Origin of the sequence: Isoptericola sp. NPDC057191 (assembly GCF_042670225.1) — a bacterium.
Classification (GTDB): Bacteria; Actinomycetota; Actinomycetes; order Actinomycetales; family Cellulomonadaceae; genus Isoptericola.
In genome coordinates, this window is the sequence record NZ_JBHUWC010000054.1 from 1 (window position 1) to 21,549 (window position 21,549).

At 74.5% G+C, this 21,549-nt stretch carries 16 protein-coding genes and 1 pseudogene; 16 read left to right on the plus strand and 1 reads right to left on the minus strand.

The window, feature by feature from the left end; translation table 11 throughout:
• The 13 genes and pseudogenes from ACFT55_RS09360 to ACFT55_RS09420 all read left to right on the plus strand — a co-directional run.
• Nucleotides 1-750, plus strand: a pseudogene (locus tag ACFT55_RS09360) (FAD-dependent oxidoreductase); the annotation flags it as partial.
• Nucleotides 751-996: 246 nt separating this feature from the next.
• Nucleotides 997-2,064, plus strand: coding sequence for a hydroxymethylbilane synthase (gene hemC, locus ACFT55_RS09365; protein WP_380243547.1), 1,068 nt, complete (start codon nucleotides 997-999; stop codon nucleotides 2,062-2,064).
• Complete coding sequence (locus ACFT55_RS09370; RefSeq protein ID WP_380243548.1) at nucleotides 2,061-2,912, plus strand: uroporphyrinogen-III synthase; 852 nt, start codon at nucleotides 2,061-2,063, stop codon at nucleotides 2,910-2,912. The genes hemC and ACFT55_RS09370 overlap by 4 nt, the downstream gene beginning before the upstream one ends.
• A complete protein-coding gene (gene hemB, locus ACFT55_RS09375) occupies nucleotides 2,909-3,913 on the plus strand; it encodes a porphobilinogen synthase (protein ID WP_380243549.1) in 1,005 nt (334 codons plus the stop codon). Before ACFT55_RS09370 ends, hemB begins: the two co-directional genes overlap by 4 nt.
• A 61-nt stretch (nucleotides 3,914-3,974) precedes the next feature.
• The gene (hemL, locus tag ACFT55_RS09380; RefSeq protein ID WP_380243550.1) at nucleotides 3,975-5,303 is read left to right on the plus strand and encodes a glutamate-1-semialdehyde 2,1-aminomutase; all 1,329 of its coding nucleotides are present in this window, start codon (nucleotides 3,975-3,977) and stop codon (nucleotides 5,301-5,303) included.
• A 181-nt stretch (nucleotides 5,304-5,484) separates the two neighbouring features.
• A complete protein-coding gene (locus tag ACFT55_RS09385) occupies nucleotides 5,485-6,621 on the plus strand; it encodes a LacI family DNA-binding transcriptional regulator (RefSeq protein WP_380243551.1) in 1,137 nt (378 codons plus the stop codon).
• Between the two features lie 145 nt (nucleotides 6,622-6,766).
• Nucleotides 6,767-8,428, plus strand: coding sequence for an ABC transporter substrate-binding protein (locus tag ACFT55_RS09390; protein ID WP_380243552.1), 1,662 nt, complete (start codon nucleotides 6,767-6,769; stop codon nucleotides 8,426-8,428).
• A 129-nt stretch (nucleotides 8,429-8,557) separates the two neighbouring features.
• Nucleotides 8,558-9,538, plus strand: coding sequence for an ABC transporter permease (locus ACFT55_RS09395; RefSeq protein WP_380243562.1), 981 nt, complete (start codon nucleotides 8,558-8,560; stop codon nucleotides 9,536-9,538).
• 5 nt (nucleotides 9,539-9,543) lie between these two features.
• On the plus strand, nucleotides 9,544-10,515 hold the full coding sequence (locus ACFT55_RS09400; RefSeq protein ID WP_380243553.1) for an ABC transporter permease: 972 nt from the start codon (nucleotides 9,544-9,546) through the stop codon (nucleotides 10,513-10,515).
• Nucleotides 10,512-12,185, plus strand: a complete 1,674-nt coding sequence (locus ACFT55_RS09405; RefSeq protein WP_380243554.1) for an ABC transporter ATP-binding protein — start codon at nucleotides 10,512-10,514, stop codon at nucleotides 12,183-12,185. The genes ACFT55_RS09400 and ACFT55_RS09405 overlap by 4 nt, the downstream gene beginning before the upstream one ends.
• A gap of 11 nt (nucleotides 12,186-12,196) precedes the next feature.
• The gene (locus ACFT55_RS09410) at nucleotides 12,197-13,114 is read left to right on the plus strand and encodes an alpha/beta fold hydrolase (protein ID WP_380243555.1); all 918 of its coding nucleotides are present in this window, start codon (nucleotides 12,197-12,199) and stop codon (nucleotides 13,112-13,114) included.
• A 68-nt stretch (nucleotides 13,115-13,182) separates the two neighbouring features.
• The gene (locus ACFT55_RS09415) at nucleotides 13,183-14,358 is read left to right on the plus strand and encodes a glycoside hydrolase family 1 protein (RefSeq protein WP_380243556.1); all 1,176 of its coding nucleotides are present in this window, start codon (nucleotides 13,183-13,185) and stop codon (nucleotides 14,356-14,358) included.
• Between the two features lie 268 nt (nucleotides 14,359-14,626).
• Complete coding sequence (locus ACFT55_RS09420) at nucleotides 14,627-16,867, plus strand: glycoside hydrolase family 3 N-terminal domain-containing protein (protein ID WP_380243557.1); 2,241 nt, start codon at nucleotides 14,627-14,629, stop codon at nucleotides 16,865-16,867.
• Nucleotides 16,868-16,950: 83 nt separating this feature from the next.
• Here the strand turns inward: ACFT55_RS09420 and ACFT55_RS09425 are convergent, their stop codons facing one another.
• Nucleotides 16,951-17,697, minus strand: coding sequence for an SAM-dependent methyltransferase (locus ACFT55_RS09425; protein ID WP_380243558.1), 747 nt, complete (start codon nucleotides 17,695-17,697; stop codon nucleotides 16,951-16,953).
• A gap of 235 nt (nucleotides 17,698-17,932) precedes the next feature.
• On the opposite strand from ACFT55_RS09425, the gene ACFT55_RS09430 reads away from it, so the two are divergent.
• From ACFT55_RS09430 to ACFT55_RS09440, 3 genes are all read left to right on the plus strand, one after another.
• Nucleotides 17,933-18,274, plus strand: coding sequence for a metal-sensitive transcriptional regulator (locus ACFT55_RS09430; protein WP_380243559.1), 342 nt, complete (start codon nucleotides 17,933-17,935; stop codon nucleotides 18,272-18,274).
• Between the two features lie 49 nt (nucleotides 18,275-18,323).
• Nucleotides 18,324-18,698: a heavy-metal-associated domain-containing protein gene (locus tag ACFT55_RS09435; RefSeq protein ID WP_380243560.1), complete on the plus strand. Its 375-nt coding sequence runs from the start codon at nucleotides 18,324-18,326 to the stop codon at nucleotides 18,696-18,698.
• A gap of 186 nt (nucleotides 18,699-18,884) precedes the next feature.
• Nucleotides 18,885-21,512, plus strand: coding sequence for a heavy metal translocating P-type ATPase (locus ACFT55_RS09440; protein ID WP_380243561.1), 2,628 nt, complete (start codon nucleotides 18,885-18,887; stop codon nucleotides 21,510-21,512).
• Nucleotides 21,513-21,549 lie beyond the last annotated feature (37 nt).

Sequence of the window (21,549 nt, forward strand, 5' to 3'; positions counted from 1 at the left end):
GACTCCCCTCGGACCGACGCGACCGGCCCGATCCACGCCGCCGTCCGGGTCGCGCAGCGGGTGGTCGCCGTCGAACGCCTCGGTGCCGACTGGCAGGCGACGACGGCGGCGGGCGAGACGGTGCGCGCCCCCCGGCTCGTCGTGACGACGCCGCGGGTCGCCCCGCTGCTCGGCCCGTGGGTCGAGCCCCTCGGCGGCGGGCAGGGCGGCGGGCCGGGCGGCGCGGGCGTGGCCGTGCCCGTCCCCGAGGACGGCGCCGACATCTGGCTCGCCACCCTGCTGCTCGACGCCCCCGAGCTCGATGCCGCGCCGCGCGGCTCCGGGCTCCTCGTCGCGCCCGACGACGAGGGCGCCGCGTCCGGCGTCCGCGCGAAGGCGCTCACGCACGCCACGGCGAAGTGGCCCTGGCTGGCCGACCGGGTGCGCGCCGCGGCCGGGCCGGGCGTGCACGTGGTGCGGCTGTCCTACGGCCGGATCGGCGCCGAGACGGAGCCGCCCACCGCCGAGGAGGCCGCGCGGGACGCGTCCGCGCTGCTCGGCGTCGACCTCACGGACCGGGTGCGCGACCACCTGCTGCAGCGCTGGGACGGCTCCCTGCCACCGCCCACGCCCGCCTACCGTGCCGACGTCGCGGCCTTCACCGCCGCCGTCGGCCACACGCCCGGGCTCGCCGTCACCGGGGGCTGGGTGGCGGGGACCGGGCTCGCGGCGATCGTGGCGCACGCGCAGGCCGCCGTCGCCGCCCTCTGACCCGCGACCTGTCAGAACCAGGGCAGGCCATGCCCGCACCTGGTTCTGACAAGATCTGCCGGCTCCGAGCTGTCAGAACCAGGTACGGCCCTACCCCCGCGTGGCTCTGACAGCTCGGTCGAGGATGGCGGGGTGGTGACGCATCGTCATGACCTCGCGTCAGGTCGCCGCACGCACGGTGTGAGATCGGCCTCCCGCCACGCCCGGGGTTGTCCACAGGCGCCGGGGCTGCGCGACACTGGACCGGTGAGCACCCCCGAGCCCGCCCCCGCCCCGCTGCGCCTCGGCACCCGCGGCAGCGCCCTCGCCACGACGCAGTCCGGCATGGTCGCGCGCCGGCTGGAGGAGCTGCTCGGCCGGCCGGTCGAGCTGGTGCGCATCCGCACCGAGGGCGACGTGAAGACCGGCTCTCTCGCCTCGCTGGGCGGCACCGGCGTCTTCGTCACGGCCCTGCGGGAGGCGCTGCTCGACGGACGCTGCGACGTCGCGGTGCACTCGCTCAAGGACCTGCCCACGACGCAGCCGGCTGCGCTGACCGTCGTGACGCCCGAGCGGGAGGACGCGCGCGACGCCCTGTGCGCCCGCGACGGGCTGACCCTCGACACCCTGCCGCGCGGGGCGCGCGTGGGCACGGGCTCGCCGCGCCGGGCGGCGCAGGTGCAGGCCGCCCGCCCCGACGTCGAGCTCGTGGACATCCGGGGCAACGTCGAGACGCGGCTGGCGCGCGCCCTCGGCCCGGACGCCGACCTCGACGCGGTCGTCCTCGCGTTCGCCGGCCTCTCCCGGCTCGGCCGTACCGAGGTCGTGACCCAGCTGCTCGACCCGGCGGTGGTCGCGCCCGCTCCCGGGCAGGGCGCGCTCGCCGTCGAGGCGCGCACCGTCGACCTCGCGGGCGGCTCCGCCCTGGGCGAGGCGTTCGCCGCGCTCGACCACCGCGCCACGCGCCTCGCCGTGCTCGCCGAGCGCGCCGTGCTCGCGCGCCTGGAGGCCGGCTGCGCGGCGCCCATCGGTGCGCACGCCCGGGTCGAGGCGGGCGAGCTGCAGCTCACCGCCGTGGTCGCGCGCGTCGACGGCACCGAGCAGCTCACCCACAGCGCGACGACGGCGCTCGTCGAGGTCACCGCGGGCGCCGAGCAGGACGACGCCGCGACGGCGCTCGGGGTGCGCGTGGCCGAGGCCCTGCTCGCCGACGGCGCCGCGCGGCTCGCGCCGCTGGTCGGGGGGGCCGGCCCGGCACCCGAGGACGCCGCCGCGCGCGCCGACGTCGCGCCGCTGCACACCCCGACCGGCACGGACGACCCGGAGGGCGCGTGACCCGCGAGGGCTCGACGCCACCCGCCGCCGTGCTCGTGGCCCGGGCGCCGGGCCGCGCGGCCGGGCTCGTGACGCGCCTGCGCGCGGCCGGGCACGACGTCGTCGTCGCGCCCGTGATCGAGCGCGCACCCGTGGACGACGTCGCGCCCCTCGACGACGCGGTCCGCGCCCTGGCCCGCGGTGCGTACGCGTGGACGGTCGTGACCAGCGTGAACGCGGTGGACGCGCTCGCCGCCGCCGCAGCGCGCACCGGCACCGACCTTGCCGCGGCCCCCGCGCGCTGGGCCGCCGTCGGGCCCGCCACGACCCGCGCCCTGGCCGCCGCCGGCGTCCCGACCGCCCTCGTGCCCGACGACGACCCCACTGCCGCGGGCCTCGTCGCCATGTTTCCCCCGCCGGACGACGGCGCCCCGGACGCGTCGCGCGTCCTCCTCCCGCTCGGCGACCTGGCGCGCCCGACCCTGGAGCACGGCCTGGCCGGGCTGGGCTGGGCGCCGCACGTCGTGACGGCCTACCGGACGGTGCACCACCCGCTCCCCGACGACGTCGTGGCGCGCGCCCGGGCCGGCGGGTTCGACCTGGTCGTCGTCGCGTCCGGCTCCGTCGCGCGCGAGATCGCCGCGCAGACGGGCACGGGCACGCCGGTCGTCGCCATCGGGACGCCGTCCGCGGACGCCGCGCGCGACGCCGGGCTGCGCGTGGCGGCCGTCGCCGCGCACCCGACGGACGCGGCCCTCGCCGACGCCGTCGCCGCCGCGCTGTCCGCCGCGGCCGTCCCCACCACCTCCACCGCCCTCGCCGCCGACCCGACGACGACCGCACCCACCTCCACGAAGGAGCACCCGTGAGCACCTCGGGCATCGTCTACCGCCCGCGCCGCCTGCGCACCACCCCGCGCATGCGTCGGCTGGCCGCCGAGACCCGCCTGCACCCGGCAGACCTGGTGCTGCCGCTGTTCGTCAAGGAGGGCTTGGACGAGCCGGCGCCGATCACCTCGATGCCGGGCCAGGTGCAGCACACCGAGACCTCGCTGCGCGACGCCGTGGCCGACGCGGCCCGGGCGGGCCTGGGCGGCGTCATGCTGTTCGGCATCCCCGCCGAGCGGGACGCGACCGGCACCGCCGGCGACGACCCGGACGGGATCCTGCAGCGCGGCATCCGCGTCGCCCGCGAGGTCGTCGCGAAGGTCGAGGCGGAGACCGGGCGGCCTGGCCCGGTCATCATGGCCGACACGTGCCTGGACGAGTTCACCGACCACGGCCACTGCGGCGTCCTCACGCCCGACGGCGCGGTCGACAACGACGCGACGCTCGAGCGGTACGCGGCCATGGCCGTCGCGCAGGCCCGCGCGGGCGCGGAGGTCGTGGCGCCGTCCGGGATGATGGACGGCCAGGTCGCCGTCATCCGCGACGCGCTCGACGACGCCGGGTTCACCGACGTGTCCGTGCTCGCCTACAGCGCCAAGTACGCCAGCGCGTTCTACGGCCCGTTCCGCGACGCCGTCGACAGCGCGCTGCAGGGCGACCGCCGCACGTACCAGATGGACGCCGCCAACTCGCGCGAAGGGCTGCGCGAGGCCGACCTCGACCTCGCCGAGGGTGCGGACATGGTCATGGTGAAGCCGGCCGGGACGTCGCTCGACGTGCTGCGCGGCGTCGCCGACCGCTCCGACGTCCCCGTGGCGGCGTACCAGGTCTCCGGCGAGTACGCCATGATCGAGGCGGCCGCCGCGCACGGCTGGATCGACCGGAAGGGCGCCGTCCTCGAGTCCCTCCTCGCGATCAAGCGGGCCGGGGCCGACGTCATCCTCACCTACTGGGCCGTCGACGTCGCCGACTGGCTGCGCTGAGCGCACCGACCGGCCGCCCGACCGACCACCACCGCCCCGAGAGCTTCCCGGAAGGACCACGATGACGGACAACCACGCCGCGTTCCTGCGCGCCCAGGCCGCGATCCCCGGGGGCGTGAACTCCCCCGTGCGCGCGTACGGCTCGGTCGGCGGCGACCCGCGGTTCCTCGCGAGCGCCCGTGGCCCGTACGTCACGGACGTCGCGGGGCGCGAGTACGTGGACCTCGTGTGCTCCTGGGGCCCGGCGCTGCTCGGGCACGCCCACCCCGAGGTGGTCGCGGCGGTGCAGGAGGCGGCCGCGCGCGGTCTGTCGTTCGGCGCGCCGACGGTGGCGGAGGTGGAGCTCGCGGAGGAGATCCGCCGCCGGGTGCCCGTCGCGGAGCGCGTGCGCCTCGTGTCCACGGGCACCGAGGCCACGATGACGGCGATCCGCCTCGCGCGCGGCGTGACCGGGCGGCCGCTCGTCGTGAAGTTCGCCGGCTGCTACCACGGCCACGTCGACGCGCTGCTGGCGGAGGCCGGGTCGGGTGTCGCGACGCTCGCCATGCCGGGCACGGCGGGGGTCACGGAGGCCTCGGCCGCCGAGACGCTCGTGCTGCCGTACAACGACCTGGCCGCCGTCGAGGCGGCGTTCGCGCAGCACGGGTCGCGCATCGCCGCCGTGATCACGGAGGCCAGCCCCGCGAACATGGGCGTGGTGCCGCCCGCCGAGGGCTTCAACGAGGGCCTGCGCCGCATCACGCGCGAGCACGGTGCGCTGTTCGTCATGGACGAGGTGCTCACCGGCTTCCGCGTCGGCCCGTCGGGGTGGTGGGGCCTGGAGAACGCGGCGATCCGCGCCGGAGGCGGCGAGGGGTACGCGCCGGACCTCCTGACGTTCGGCAAGGTCGTGGGCGGCGGGATGCCCGTGGCCGGGCTGGGCGGGCCCGCGGCGATCATGGACCAGCTCGCGCCGACCGGCCCCGTCTACCAGGCGGGCACGCTGTCCGGGAACCCGGTGGCCGTGGCGGCGGGCCTCGCGACCCTGCGCCTGGCCGACGAGGCCGTGTACGCGCGGGTGGACGCCGTGGCCGACACGCTGGCCACCGCGCTCGGCGACGCCCTGTCGGCCGAGGGCGTGGACCACCGCGTGCAGCGCGCCGGCTCGCTGTTCTCCGTGTTCTTCGGCCCCTTCGCGGCCGAGCACGGCGTGCGCGACTACGCGCAGGCCCAGGCGCAGGAGGCGTTCCGCTACCGCGCGCTGTTCCACGCGCTCCTCGACGCGGGCGTCAACCTGCCGCCGTCGGTCTTCGAGGCGTGGTTCGTCTCCGCCGCGCACGACGACGACGCCGTGCACCGCATCCTCGACGCCCTGCCCGCCGGGGCGCGGGCGGCCGCGGCGGCCGTCTGACCCTCCGCCCGGGTCTCGTTCGGCAGGTTGGTCGACGCTCGGCACCTGCAGCTGCCGAGCACGGCCGGACCTGCCGGACGACGCCCCGGTGACCTGCCGCGATGCCGCGATGTATGCGCAGTCACTATCGTGGGACCGCTCGCACGGCCGTGCGGGTGAGGGATGCGGTCAAGGAGTTCCGGTGGCGAAGGCCCCCACGGTGTACGACGTCGCGCAGCGCGCGGGGGTGTCGATCGCGACGGTGTCGCGGGTGCTGCGACGGCCCGACGACGTCCGCGAGAGCACCCGCACGGTGGTGCACGAGGCGATCCACGAGCTCGGCTACGTGCCGTCCGGCGCGGCGCGCGGGCTGGCGGCCCGCTCGACGGGCGTGCTGGGCCTGTGCTTCCCCGACGTGGACGGCATCGACGACCTCGCCGACCTGCCCGACCCGGTGCGTGTGGGCGAGGCGGTCGAGGTGGTGCGCGACGTCGGCGGCCGGGCCACGGCGCGATGGAGCAACCTGTACCTCGGCGAGGTGATGCGCGGGGCCGAGCTGGAGGCGTGGCGCACGGGGCATGCCGTGATGATCGGCGTGGCGCGCGGGCTGCGGCGGGCCGAGGCGGTCAACGAGCTCGCGGGACGGGTCGACGGGCTCGCGGTGCTGGCGAAGTCGGTGCCGGACGACCTCCTGGCGCACATCGCCCGGCGCGTGCCGGTGGTCGTCATGGCCGGCCCGCCGCAGGACGACGCCTACGACCACATCTCGGTGGACAACCGCGCCGGCACGCGGGCGCTCGTGGACCACCTGGTCGCCGAGCACGGCATCCGCGACCTCGCCTTCGTGGGCGGCCCCTTCGACTCCCCGGACGCCCACGAACGCTTCCAGGGCTTCCGCGACGCGCTCACCGCGGCCGGGCTGGAGGCGCCCGACGAGCCGGCGGCACGCAGCGACTTCACGCGCGACGGCGCGCGCACGCTGGCGCGGCGGATGCTCCAGAGCCACGTCACCGGGCGGGGCCGGTCGGGCGGCGAGACGGGCAGCGCGCTCCCCCGGGCGCTGGTGTGCTCGAACGACCAGACGGCGCTCGGCTTCCTCGACGTGCTCACCGAGGCCGGCGTCGACGTGCCGGGCGACGTGGTCCTCACCGGGTTCGACGGCATCGACGCGACCCAGGCGTCGATGCCCCGGCTCACCACCGTGAGCCAGCCGATGGTCGAGCTGGGGCGGGCCGCGGTGGAGCTGCTGCGTTCCCGGCTCGCCGACCCCGGCTCGCCCGCCGCGACCGTGAACCTGCCCGTGCGGGTGCTGCTGCGCGAGAGCTGCGGCTGCCGCTGAGGCGGTCCGGGCGCCTGGCCTCGGACTTTGCCGCACGGTTTGGCAGCCGCAAATGTATGCGCATACACTCCCCAGGACGGCGCACGCTGACCGGGTGTGCGCGGGCCCTCGCAGGAGAGGCCTCGATGAAGAGGAGTGGATGTCCATGACGCGCACAGCGCGCTCGGGGCGGCGCCTGGCCGCCGTTGCGGCCACCGTCGCGGTGCTGGCCACGGCGGCCTGCTCGGCACCGGTGCAGACCAAGGGGGACGACGGCGCCACCGGCGGCGCGACGTCGATGCTCATCGCGGCGGACAACGGGTCCCCCACGTTCGACCGGAACTTCAACCCGTACTCGTCCGGCAAGCGCAACACGACGACCTACCTGTACGAGCCGCTGATCATCATCAACGAGATGAGCGGCGTCGAGACCCCCTGGCTCGCCACCGGCTACGAGCAGCCGGACGCCAAGACGGTCGTCTTCACGATGCGCGACGGCGTCACCTGGTCGGACGGCGAGCCGCTCACCGCCGAGGACGTGAAGTTCTCCTTCGACCTCGTCAAGAAGCACCCCGAGATGGACCTCAAGGGCGTGTGGTCGCACCTGAAGTCCGTCGAGGTCGACGGCACCAAGGTCGTCGCGCACCTGCAGACCGAGGACGTCCCCGCCGCGAAGATCATCGCGCAGCAGCTCATCGTGCCCGAGCACGTCTGGAAGGACGTCAAGGACCCCGTCACCTGGACCAACGAGGAGCCCGTCGGGTCCGGCCCGTACGTCCTCGGCCAGTTCACGCCGAACCAGTACACGCTCAAGAAGAACGAGAAGTACTGGCAGGCCGACAAGGTCGCGGTCGACGAGCTCGTCCAGCCCGCCGCGAACTCCGAGCTCGACATCGTCAACAACGGCTACGACTGGGCGTACGCGTTCATGAGCGACGTCGAGGACACCTGGGTCAAGGCCGACCCCGACCACAACACCTACTGGTTCCCGGCCGGCGCGGCGATCTCGCTGATCCCGAACATGACGAAGGCGCCGTACGACGACGTCAACTTCCGCACGGGTGTCGCCTACGCCCTGGACAAGCAGGTCATCGCCGACAAGGCCGAGCAGGGCTACGTCGACCGGGCCAGCCAGACCGGCCTCATGCTGCCCAACCAGGAGTCGGTGCTCGACACCTCGATCCCGAACCAGGGCTACATCGACCAGGACGAGGCGAAGGCGCTCGAGTACTTCGAGAAGGCCGGCTACACCCAGCAGGGCGGCAAGCTCGTCGACGCCGCGGGCAAGCCGCTGAAGATCACCATCACCACCCCCAACGGCTGGTCCGACTGGCTGCAGGGCGTGGAGCAGGTCAAGGGCCAGCTCACGAAGATCGGCATCGACGTCACCGTCGTCCAGCCGCAGGCCGCGGCCTACCAGAAGGAGCTCCGCTCGGGCGACTTCGACATGATCATGGGCACCGTCGGCGGCACCGGTCAGCCGTACCAGGACTACAACGGCCTCATGGGCTCGGAGTTCCGTCTGCCCGTCGGGGAGACGGCCGCCGGCAACTTCGGCCGGTTCGAGTCGAAGGAGGCCGACGCGCTCCTCGCCGAGCTGAAGGTCACCACCGACGAGGCGAAGCAGACCGAGATCACGCACCAGCTCCAGCAGATCACGTACGAGCAGCTGCCGATGATCGCGCTCTTCTACGGCGGCTCGTGGGGCCTGTTCTCGACCAAGCACTTCACCGGCTGGCCCAGCGCGGACGACCCCTACGCCTCCCCGAAGACGTGGGACTCCACCCCGCTGCTGATCCTCACGCACCTCAAGCCCGCCCAGGGCTGACCCTCCGGCTCTCGTTCGGCACCTGCGCGCCCCCTCGGCATCTGCAGGGACCTCACCAGCGCGCAGGTGCCGGACGAGACCCGCGACCGACAGACCCACCGACCACCGACCACCGACCCGGAGGCACCGTTGCGCTACGCGCTCCGCAAGCTCGGCCTGCTGGTCCTCACGCTGTGGGCGGCGGTGACGCTGAACTTCGTCATCCCGCGCCTCATGCCCGGCTCGCCCGCAGACGCGGCCATCGCCAAGCTCGCCCAGAACGGCCCCGTGACGCCGTCGGTGCAGGCCGCGATCGAGGCCCAGCTGGGCGTCCCCGGCGGCAGCATCTGGGACCAGTACGTCACGTACCTGAACAACGTCATCCACCTCGACTTCGGGGTGTCGTACACCTTCTTCCCGCAGCAGGTCTCCGAGCTCGTCGCCGGCGCCCTGCCCTGGACGCTGATCATGGTCGGCGCGGTCACGATCATCGCCTTCGTGCTCGGCACCCTCATCGGCATCGGCGCCGCGTGGAAGCGCGGCACGTGGATGGACTCGCTGCCCACCGTCACCGGCAGCTTCCTCTCCGCGTTCCCGTACTTCTGGACCGCGCTGCTCATCGTCTTCTTCCTCGGCTACGTGCTCGGCTGGTTCCCGACGTCGGGCGCCTACTCCGCCACCGCCGTGCCGAACCTGTCGTGGCAGTTCCTCGGGGACGTGCTGTACCACGCGGCCCTGCCCGCCGTCACGATCCTCATCACGTCGCTCGGCGGCTGGATCCTCGGCATGCGCAACACCATGATCAACACGCTCGGGGACGACTACGTGACGTTCGCCGAGGCCAACGGCCTGCGCGGCCGCACGGTCGCGATCCGCTACGCCGCCCGCAACGCGATCCTGCCGAACCTCACCGGCTTCGGCATGGCGCTCGGCGGCGTCGTCGGCGGCTCCCTGCTCGTCGAGCAGGTCTTCGCGTACCCCGGCGTCGGCTACCTGCTGTTCAACGCCGTCACCAACCAGGACTTCCCGCTGATGCAGGCGCTCTTCCTCATGATCACCGTGAGCGTGCTGCTCGCGAACTTCCTGGTGGAGATCCTCTACGGCGTCCTCGACCCCCGAACGAGGCGGTGACCCCGATGGCTGCTGACCCGACCACCACCCAGCCCGCCACGACGCCGGACCCGGAGGGCCCCGCCCCCGAGGCCGTCCAAGGCCCCGCCCGGCCGGCCCGCACCCGCCTCGGCCGCACCGGCCAGGTGCTGGCCCGCGCGTTCGCGACCGTCTGGGCCAACCCGAAGGCCCGCGTGGGGCTCGTCATCCTGGGGCTCTTCGTCCTCATGGCGGTCTTCGCGCCCCTCCTGGCCCCCTACTCCCCCCACGACGACTCCTTCGGCCGCAACGAGCCCGGCAGCGCCGCCCACTGGCTGGGCACCACCGGCGCCGGCGAGGACGTGCTGTCCCAGGTGATCTACGGCGCCCGCGTCTCGCTGCTCGTCGGCTTCGTCGCCGGCGGCCTGTCGACGCTCGTCGCCGTCGTCATCGGGCTGTCGTGGGGCTACCTGCGCGGCTGGGGCAACGACGTCGTCAACTTCCTCGTCAACCTGTTCCTCGTCATGCCGGGCCTGCCGCTGATGATCATCATCGCGGCGTACCTGCAGAACGGCGGGCTGCCGATGATCATCCTGGTCGTCGTCATCACCGGGTGGGCGTGGGGCGCCCGCGTGCTGCGCTCGCAGACGCAGTCCCTGCGCTCGCGGGACTTCGTGACGGCGGCGATCTTCTCCGGCGAGAGCTCCGCGCGCGTCATCTTCCGCGAGATCCTGCCGAACATGACCTCGATGATCGCGGGTTCGTTCTTCGGCGCCGCGACCTCGGCCGTGCTGGCCGAGTCAGGCCTGTCGTTCCTCGGCCTGGGCGACATGTCCACCGTGTCCTGGGGCTCGATGATCTTCTGGGCGCAGAACTCGATGGCGATCCTCACCGGCCAGTGGATCCTGCTGTTCGCCCCCGGCCTGTGCATCGCGCTGCTGGCGACCTCCATGACCCTCGTGAACTTCGGCGTCGACGGGTTGAGCAACCCGCGCCTGCGGGAAGGGACCGGCCGATGAGCCTCCTCGAGATCCAGGACCTGTCCGTCGTCTACGAGCCGCGCGGCGCCGTCCCGACGCACGCGGTGAAGCACGCGAGCCTCTCCCTGGAGCAGGGCGAGTTCGTGGGCCTGGTCGGCGAGTCCGGCTCCGGCAAGTCGACGCTCGGCTTCGCCGTCACCCGCCTCGCCAAGCCCCCGGCGCGCATCTCCGGCGGCCGCATCGTGTTCGACGGCACCGACATCGCGCACCTGGACGCCGAGGAGCTGCGCGTGCAGCGCCGCGGCGGGTTCGCCATGGTGCTCCAGTCGGGCATGAACGCCCTCAACCCGGTACGCACCATCGCGCACCACTTCGGCGACATCTTCGCCGCGCACGGCCACGTGCCGAAGGGCAGGCGCCGCCAGCGCGCCGTCGAGCTGCTCGACAAGGTGCAGCTGCCGTCCACGGTGCTCGACCGCTACCCCGGGGAGCTGTCCGGCGGCATGCGGCAGCGCGTGTCCATCGCGCTGGCACTGTCGCTCGAGCCGCGCCTCATGGTGTTCGACGAGCCGACCACGGCCCTCGACGTGCTGGTGCAGCACGCCGTCATGGACACCATCCGGGAGCTGCAGGCCGCGGAGGGCTTCACGGCCGTGCTCATCTCCCACGACCTGGGCGTGGTGCTGGAGTCCGCCGAGCGCGTCGTCGTCATGCACGACGGCGAGATCGTCGAGGACGGCGCGTCGCGGCAGATCTTCGCCGCCCCCGCGCACCCGTACACGCAGATGCTGCTCAGCCACTATGCGGACCCGCGCGCCGAGGTCGTGGAGCTGCCCGGCTTCGAGCGCAGGGCCGGCGGGGCCGCGGGCGCCGAATCGGCCCGCCCCGAGCGCGCGGCCGCGCACGACGCGATCGTCGTCGACCACGTGTCGAAGGTGTACCCGCCGCCGCGCCGCGGCGAGCAGGCCGTCACCGCCGTCGACGACGTGTCGTTCCGGCTGGAGCCGGGCGCCGCGATGGCGCTGGTCGGCCAGTCGGGCTCGGGCAAGTCGACCATCGCCAAGATGGTCACGGGAGTGGAGCGCCCGACGTCGGGCACGGTGACGTTCGGCGACCTGCGGGTCGACCGGCTGCGGCGCCGTCGCCTGAAGACGCTGCACGCGGACGTCCAGATGGTCTTCCAGGACCCCTACTCGGCGCTCAACCCGCTGCACACCGTGGAGTACACGCTCACCCGGCCGGTAGAGAACTTCACCGGCCTCCGCGGCGAGGCGGCGCGCGACCGCGTGCTGCAGCTGCTGGAGACCGTGGGCCTCACGCCCGTCGAGCAGTACGCGGCCAAGCTGCCGCACCAGCTGTCGGGCGGGCAGCGCCAGCGCGTCGTCATCGCGCGCGCCCTGGCGTCGGACCCGCAGGTGCTCATCGCCGACGAGCCCGTCTCGATGCTCGACGTGTCGCTGCGCGCCGGCGTGCTCAGCCTGCTGGAGGACCTGCGTGCGGACCTCGGCGTCTCGCTGCTCTACATCACGCACGACCTGCTGTCGGCGCGCGTCGTGACCGACCAGATCATGGTGCTGCACCACGGCAAGGTCGTGGAGTCCGGCGACACCACCCAGGTGCTGCGGTTCCCCGAGGACGCGTACACCACCCAGCTCCTGGACGCCGTCCCCCAGCCCGCGCGCCGGTTCGCGGGCGGTGCGGCGTCGTGACGGCGTCGCCGGTGTCCCCCGTCCCCGCGGTGCGCGCGGGCGCACCCTTCTCGGTGCTGCCGCTGCCCGACGGCGTCGAGCCGCTGGTGCTCGACGTGCCGGTGGGCCCGCTCACCGCGCTGCGGTCGGTCGTGCCCGACGGCGTGGCGCGCCGCGCGGTCGCCCTGCTCGTGCCCGGCTTCACCGGGTCGCGAGAGGACCACCGGCTGCTCCTGCCGCTGCTGGCGGCGCGCGGCGTCGAGGCCTGGACGTACTCGCAGCGCGGTCAGGCCGACTCGGCCGCGCCGCGCGGCGTGGGCGCCTACCGCCGCGACGACTTCACGGGTGACCTGCTCGACGTCGCCGCCCTCGTGAGCGCGGCCGCCGGCATCCCGTCCGGCGCCCTGCACCTGCTCGGGCACAGCTTCGGCGGCACCGTCGTGGCGGCCACGGTCGCCCGGGACGCCGCTCCGTTCGCGAGCCTCACGATGCTCTGCTCCGGCCCGCACGGCTGGCCCGGGCGCAAGGACGCCGAGCGCGACCGGCTGCTCGCCGCCGCCGGGCTGGTCGACCTGTGGACGCTGGACAACCCCGCGCTCGCGCGGTGGATCGCCGAGGACCCGGCCGCGCTGGCGAGCCTCGACGCCGACACCCGCTTCCTGCGGGATCGCTCGGTCGCCACCAGCACCGACAACCTGCTGGGCGCGATCGACGTCCTCGCCGACGTCCGCGACGTCACGCCCGACCTCGCCGCCGCCGGACTGCCCGTGCTGGTCGCGCACGGGGTGGACGACGCCGCGTGGCCGCAGCCCTGGCAGCGCGCCATGGCCGAGCGGCTCGGCGCGCGCTACGCCGTCGTCGACGGCGCGGGGCACCTGCCCAACGTCGAGAACCCTGCCGCGACCGCCGACCTGCTCGCGGACTTCTGGACCACGACGCGCGCGCGCTGACCCGCCGCTCGCCACCCCCACGAGCACCGCACCACCGACGTACCGCACCACCGACGTAAGGACCACCCGTGCTGCACTTCCCCGAGGGCTTCCGCTGGGGCGCCGCCACCGCGGCCCACCAGATCGAGGGCAACAACGTCAACAGCGACTGGTGGGTGCGCGAGCACGCCGCCGGGACCTCGATCGTCGAGCCCAGCGGCGACGCCGCCGACAGCTACCACCGCTACCGCGAGGACATGCGGCTCCTGCGCGACGCCGGCCTCGACACCTACCGCTTCTCCGTCGAGTGGGCGCGCATCGAGCCCGAGGAGGGCTTCGTGTCGCGCGCCGAGATCGCGCACTACCGCCGCATGGTCGAGACGTGCCTCGAGCTCGGGATCACCCCGATGGTCACGCTGATGCACTTCACGGTGCCGCGCTGGTTCTACGACGAGGGCATGTGGCGCTCGCCGAAGGCGGCCGACCGCTTCGCCCGCTTCACCGAGCTCGCGCTGCCGATCCTCGGCACCGACGTCGACTACGTCTGCACCATCAACGAGCCCAACATCGCCGCGATGATCGCCGGCGGCGAGGACCCGGCCAACCTCGTGGCCTACGGCCTGCCCGACCCCGACCTGCAGGTCGCCGACACCCTGCTCGAGTGCCACACCCGATCCCGTGAGATCCTCGCCGGCGTCGGCGGGATCAGGTCCGGCTGGACCGTCGCCACCCAGGACTTCCAGCCCGAGCCCGGCTGCGAGGACGTGGCCCACGCGTACGGGTACCCGCGCGACGACTGGTACCTCGAGGCTGCCCGCGGCGACGACTGGGTGGGCGTCCAGGCCTACACGCGCACGATCATCGGCCCCGACGGCCCCCGCCAGGTGCCCGAGGGCGTCGAGACCACCCTCACCGGCTGGGAGTTCTACCCCCTCGCGCTCGAGCACGGGGTGCGCGCCGCGTGGGAGAAGACGCAGGGCGTGCCCGTCTTCGTCACCGAGAACGGGATGGCCACGCAGGACGACGCCCGCCGCATCGACTACACCGAGGGCGCGCTGGCCGGCCTGCACGCGGCGATCCAGGACGGCGTCGACGTCCGCGGCTACCTGCACTGGAGCCTCCTGGACAACTACGAGTGGGCCTCCGGCTTCCGGCCGACGTTCGGGCTCGTCGAGTTCGACCGCGAGACCTTCGAGCGCCGTCCGAAGCCCTCCCTGGGCTGGCTGGGCTCCGTCGCGCAGGCGAACGGCCTCTCCGTCCGCTGACGACCCCCGCCGAGGTAGTGCGGACCCCCGTGAAGTAGTTCAGGTCCCCGCGAGGTAGTCCAAGGCTCCGCGGGGTAGTTCAGGTCCCCGTGAGGTAGTTCAGGTCCCCGCGAGGTAGTGGCCTGGTCCACTACCTCGCGGAGGTTCGCACTACCTCGGCGCGGTCCGCACTACCTCGGCACGGTTCGCACTACCTCGGCGCGGTCCGGACTACCTCGGCACATCCCTTGCCCGACGCCAGACGCCCCCCGACCGAAGACCCGGAGCCATGACCGACCTGCCGTACCGCGACCCGTCCCTGTCCCCGGCCGAGCGGGTCGAGGACCTGCTGGCGCGCATGACGCTGCCCGAGAAGGTCGGGCAGATGCTGCAGCTCAACGCGATGGACGACCTCGAGGACATCGTGCGGCTCCGGCTGGCCGGGTCGATCCTGCACGCCTCGCCGGACCGCGTCGTCGAGGCGATCGAGCTGGCGCGGCGAACGCGGCTGGGCGTCCCGCTGCTGATGGCGGACGACGCCATCCACGGGCACGGCTTCTTCCCCGGCGCAACGGTCTTCCCCAGCCAGCTGGGGATGGCGGGCACGTGGGACCTCGACCTCGTGGAGCGGGCCGCGCGGGCGACGGCGGTCGAGGCCGCCGCGACGGGCCTGCACTGGACGTTCTCCCCCGTGCTGTGCGCGACGCGCGACCTGCGCTGGGGGCGCGTGAACGAGACGTTCGGCGAGGACCCGTACCTCATCGGAGAGCTGGGCGCCGCGATGGTGCGCGGCTACCAGGGCGACGGGCTCACGGACCCCACCGCCGTCCTCGCGACGGCGAAGCACTTCGCCGGCTACTCGGAGACGCAGGGCGGGCGCGACGCCACCGAGGCCGACCTCTCGCCGCGCAAGCTCCGGTCGTGGTTCCTGCCGCCGTTCGAGCGCGTGGTGCGCGAGGGCGTGCGCACGGTGATGATCGGCTACCAGGCGATCGACGGCGTCCCCATCACGACGAGCCGCTGGCTGCTGCAGGGTGTGCTCAAGGACGAGTGGGGCTTCGACGGCACCCTCGTGACCGACTGGGACAACGTGGGCCGCATGGTGTGGGAGCAGCTCGTCAGCCCCGACCACGCGCACGCGTCGGCCGCGGCGGTGGGCGCCGGGAACGACGTGATCATGGCGACCCCGCGGTTCTTCGAGGGTGCGCAGGAGGCCGTGGCCGACGGGCGGATCGACGTCGCCCGGCTCGACGACGCGGTGCGGCGCATCCTGCGCCTCAAGGTGGACCTCGGCCTGTTCGAGGACCCGCGCGCGCCGGTGGCGGAGCGGATCGAGGCCGTCGTGGGCTGCGCGGAGCACCGCGAGCTCGCCCTCGACGTCGCGCGCGGCTCGCTCGTGCTGCTGGAGAACGACGGCACCCTGCCGCTCGACCCGGCGCGGCCGCTGCGGGTCGCCGTCGTCGGGCCCAACGCCGACGACCCGCACGCGCAGCTCGGCGACTGGGCGGGCGCGTCGGGGCAGGTCAGCTGGATCCGCGACGGGCACCCGCGCGAGCTCACCGAGACGGTGCTGGACGGCCTGCGGGCGGTCGCGCCCGCGTCGTGGGAGGTCACGCACGCGCGGGGCGCGAACGTCGTCGAGCTGGGCCCCGACCCGGACGGCACGCACTTCCCCGACGGGCAGCCACGGCCCCCGGCCGCCCTGCCCGCGCCGTCCGACCCGGTCCTGCTGGCCGAGGCGGAGGACGCGGCCCGCGCCGCGGACGTCGTCGTCGCCGTCCTGGGTGACGAGGTGGCGCTGGCCGGCGAGGGGAGGTCCACCGCGACCCTGGAGCTCCAGGGCGGCCAGGTGGAGCTGCTGGAGCACCTGGTAGCGACCGGCACGCCCGTCGTCGTCGTCCTGGTCGCCTCCAAGCCGCTGGTGCTCCCCGAGGCCGTGCGCCGCGGCGCCGCGCTGGTGCACGCCGCCAACCCCGGCATGCGCGGGGGGCGGGCGGTCGCGGAGCTGCTGCTCGGGCTGGTCGAGCCGACCGGTCGCCTGCCGATCTCCTACGCGCTGCACGCCGGGCAGCAGCCGGTCTTCTACCACCAGGTGCGCGGCCAGCACGGCACGCGGTACGCCGACCTCACGCAGCGCCCCCCGTACGTCTTCGGCGAGGGCCGCTCGTACACGACCGTCGAGTACTCCGGCCTCGAGCTGGACGCCGCCGACGTCGCGGCCGACGGCGTCGTGCGCGGGCGCGTCACCGTCGCCAACACCGGGCCCCGTCCGGCGGTGGAGACCGTGCAGGTGTACGTGAGCGACAAGGTCACCTCCGTGACCTGGGCGGACCGCGAGCTCAAGACCTTCCGCCGCGTGCCGCTCGCCCCCGGCGAGAGCGTGCTCGTCGAGGTGGAGGTGCCCGCCGCGGACTGCACGGTCGTCGACGCCGCGGGCCGTCGCGTCGTCGAGCCGGGCGACTTCGAGCTGCTGGTGGGCCCCAGCTCCCGGCGCGAACACCTCCTGGCCGCGCCGTTCCGGGTCCGCTGACCTCCCGTCGCCCCGCCGGTGACGCCGAGGGGGACGGGTGGTGAGCAGGACGTCCTGCCCACCACCCGTCCGCGCGCCGGCTGCTAGCGCGCGATCAGCGCGAACACGCCCCACCCGTAGTGGGCGCGCGTGCAGGCCGCGTACTGCTGCGGCTCGGTCGCCAGCAGGCGGCGGACCTCGTCGTGCAGCTCGTCGTCGGGGTGCGTGTCCGCCCAGCGGCGCATGCTCAGCCACTGCGGCGCCATGTACCGGTCCCACGACTCCTCGGTCGCGCAGACCATCTCCACGACGTCGTAGCCCTGGTCGCCGAACGACTCGAGCAGCCCGGGCAGGGTCAGGTAGTCGTCGACGGACTGCGCCCCGCACCCGGCCAGGATCTCCGGGGTGGCCGGCACGGTGCGCCAGTACGGCTCCCCGACCAGCAGCATGCCGCCGGGGGCGAGGCTCCGGCGCAGGAGGTCGAGGGTGCCGGGCACCCCGCCGCCGATCCAGGTCGCGCCCACGCAGGCCGCGACGTCCACGGGCTCGTCGACGACGTAGCCGGAGGCGTCCGCCTCCACGAACCGCACGGCGTCGCTCACACCGAGCTCGCGGGCACGGGCCCGGGCGTGGCCGACGAAGTCCGGGTTGAGGTCCACGCCCAGCCCGGTGACCTGGTGGTCACGCGCCCAGGTGGACAGCAGCTCGCCCGACCCGCATGCGAGGTCGAGCACGCTCGTCCCGGCCGGGAGGTCGAGCGAGGCGCCGAAGTCGGCCAGCTGCCGCTCGGTCAGGGGGTTGTGGATGCGGTGGCGGGACTCACGGATGGAGAAGATTCGAAGATCGAACACGGTGGTGCTCCTTGCGAGGGTTCCAACGGGTGTGCGCGGAGGAGCGGGCAAGCCGCTCGCTGGGCACAAGGACCGTCATCCGGCATCGAACCTTTCCGGGTCTCCCGCTCGACGGCGCGACCGGGCGGCTCCGTGCGAGCCACCGGTGACCCTACGATCGGCGCAGCCGGGGACGCCACGGCTTTGTCCGCTCGCCACCGTTGCCAGGCTTACCCCCTGGGGGTATGGTTGGCCTATGACCGAGACGACCGCACCCACCGACGTCCTCGACGGCGCCGCGCACCAGCACGACGGCCCGCACGGCTACGCCTCGGACAAGGAGGCGTACCTCAAGCGCATGCGCCGCATCGAGGGCCAGGTCCGCGGCATCGCGCGCATGATCGACGAGGACGTCTACTGCATCGACATCCTCACCCAGGTGTCCGCGGTGACCAAGGCGCTGCAGGCCGTGTCCATCGGCCTCGTCGAGGACCACCTCGGGCACTGCGTCGTCGACGCCGCCCGCCAGTCCGAGGCGGAGGGCGCCGCCAAGGTCAAGGAGGCCGCCGACGCCATCGGCCGCCTCGTCCGGTCCTGATCCACCGCGCCGACCCACCTGCCGATCCACCCCCGCTGAAGGAGCACCGATGAGCACCGTCACCACCCTGGGCGTCACCGGCATGACCTGCGCCAACTGCGTCGCGCACGTGACGAAGGACCTGTCCGCCGTGTCCGGCGTCGAGGACGTCACCGTCGAGCTGCACGCCGGCGGAACGTCGGAGGTCGCGGTCTTCTCCGACGCGCCGCTCGACGAGGCTGCGCTGCGCGAGGCCGTCGACGAGGCCGGGTACGAGGTCGCGTCCGTCGACGTCCAGGCCGACGCCGTCGCCGCCCAGCAGGCCGCCCAGGCCCCCGCCCGCCAGGAGGCGCACAACTGCGCCTGCGGCTGCGGCACCGCCGAGGCGTCCGACGCCGCGCCCGCGACCAAGACCTACGACCTCAGCGTGCCGCCGCGCGCCTGACCCCCGCCCGCCGCACGGCGGACCCCCCGCGGACCGCCTGCCGACCGTCGCCGCCCGCCCTGCGGGCACCGCGACCCAGGCCCTCCGCGCCGCGCCGCCGTCGGACCGACCGGCGCCCCCACCGCGACCCCGCCACCCCGGGTCGTCGCGGGTGACCTCCGACCCAGTACCTGAGGGAGTCACCCCATGAGCACCATGAGCACCCCGAGCAGCCCCACCTCCACCCCCGCGGCCGGGACGGCGGCCACCACGGCCGCCGGACCGCCCGTCCTCGAGATCGACCTTGCCATCGAAGGCATGACCTGCGCGTCGTGCGTGGCGCGCGTCGAGAAGCGCCTCAACCGCGTGGACGGCGTCACGGCCACCGTGAACCTGCCGCTCGAGAGCGCACACGTCCAGCTCACCGCACCCGTCGACGACGTCGCGCTGGTCGAGGCCGTCGAGAAGGCCGGCTACGGCGCTCGCGTGACCGCGCGCCGCGACGTCGCGCCGCCCGTCGCCCGGCGCGACACCCCGCCCGTCACCCCGCCCGCCACCCCTCCCGACACGGCGCACGTCGCGCCGCCCGACGGCCCCGGCCCTGCGGCGGCGTCCGCGCCGGACGCCGAGCCGGCGGCCGTGCCCGAGACCCCCGCGCGCCCCGCCGACGCCCGCGGCGCGGACCTGCGCCGCCGGCTGGTCGCGTCGGCGATCCTCACCGTGCCCGTGGTGGCGCTGTCGATGATCCCCGCGCTCCAGGTCACGGGCTGGCAGTGGGTCGTCGCGGCCGCGGCCCTGCCGGTCGTGACGTGGGGCGCGTGGCCGTTCCACACCGCGGCCGCCCGGGCTGCCCGGCACGGGGCGTCGACGATGGACACGCTGGTGTCGCTCGGTGTCGTCGCGGCGACCCTCTGGTCCCTGTGGGCCCTGACGTGGGGCGGCGCGGGCGAGCTCGGCATGACGATGCGGCCGTCGCTGGTCCCGTCGGAGTCCGGCGGCACGCCCGAGCTGTACTTCGAGGTCGCGGCCGTCGTCACGACCTTCCTGCTGGCCGGCCGGTATGCCGAGCACCGCTCCCGCCGCCGCGCCGGCGACGCGCTGCGCGCCCTCTTGGAGCTGGGCGCCAAGGACGCCGAGCGGGTGCTCCTCGCCCCGGACGGCACTCCCCGCACCCGGCCCGACGGCGGCCGCGCGACGGAACGCGTCGCGGTGTCGGACCTCGCCGTGGGGGACGTGTTCGTCGTCCGGCCGGGCGAGAAGGTCGCCACCGACGGCGAGGTGGTCGAGGGCACGAGCGCGGTGGACACGTCGCTCCTCACCGGCGAGCCGGTGCCGGTGGACGTCGGCCCGGGGGACGCGGTGACCGGCGCGACCGTCAACACGTCCGGCCACCTGCTGGTGCGCGCGAGCCGCGTGGGCGAGGAGACGACCCTCGCGCAGATCGGGCGGCTGGTGTCCCAGGCGCAGACCGGCAAGGCCCCCGTGGCCCGGCTCGCCGACCGCATCTCCGCCGTCTTCGTGCCGGTGGTGCTGGGCCTGTCGGTGCTCACGCTGGTGGGCTGGTTGCTGGCGGGCGCCGACGTCCAGCTCGCGTTCACCGCCGCCGTCGCCGTCCTCATCATCGCGTGCCCGTGCGCCCTCGGGCTCGCGACGCCCACCGCGCTGCTCGTGGGCACGGGGCGCGGCGCGCAGCTCGGCATCCTCATCAAGGGCCCGGAGATCCTGGAGTCCACGCGCCGGGTCGACACCGTCGTGCTCGACAAGACGGGCACCGTCACCGAGGGCCGCATGCGGGTCGAGCGCGTGGTCGTCCCGCACCTGTCAGACCCACGTGCGGGTACGGCAGCACCTGGTTCTGACAGCTCGCGGGAGCGGGAGGTGCTCGCGTACGCGGGCGCCGTCGAGGCGCTGAGCGAGCACCCGATCGCGCACGCCGTCGCGGCCGCGGCCACAGAGCTGTCAGAACCACGTGCGGGTATGGCGGCACCTGGTTCTGACAGGTCGGCCGGGGCGGACGGCGTCGGCATCGGCGCGCTGCAGGCGTTCGACTTCCGCGCCACGCCCGGCGGCGGCGTCGAGGCGGTCGTACGGCGCGCGCACTCCGGTCTCGCCGGGCTCGCGGCCGACGGCGGGCTCAACGCGCGCCGCGTGCTGGTCGGGCAGCCGTCGTGGCTGGCCGGGCAGGGGGTGGCGTTCGACGGCGACCTCGCCGCCGCGTTCGCGGACGCGGAGACGACGGGAGCGAGCGCCGTCGTCGTCGCGTGGGACGGGGCCGCCCGCGGCCTGGTCGTGCTGCGCGACCCGGTGAAGGCCTCGTCCGCGGCCGCGGTCGCCGAGCTGCGCGACCTCGGGCTGCGGCCCGTCCTGCTCACGGGCGACGGCGAGGGCGCGGCCCGGGTCGCGGCCCGCGAGGTGGGCATCGCGGACGAGGACGTCGTCGCGCGCGTGCTGCCGCAGGACAAGGCCGCCGTCGTGGCACGGCTGCGGGCCGAGGGCCGCGTCGTCGCGATGGTGGGCGACGGCGTGAACGACGCCGCCGCCCTCGCCACCGCCGACCTCGGCCTCGCGATGGGCACCGGCACCGACGTCGCGATCGAGGCGAGCGACATCACGCTGGTGCGCGGGGACCTGCGCTCCGCCCCGGCCGCCGTCCGCCTGTCCCGGAGGACGTTGCGGGTCATCAAGCAGAACCTGTTCTGGGCGTTCGCGTACAACGTGGCGGCCGTCCCGCTGGCTGCGGCGGGTCTGCTCAACCCGATGATCGCGGGGGCGGCGATGGCCGCGTCGTCCGTCATCGTCGTCGGCAACTCGCTGCGCCTGCGCCGCGCCGGCTGACCCCCGAGGTGTTGTGGGCGGGCGTTTGGCCCTGTTT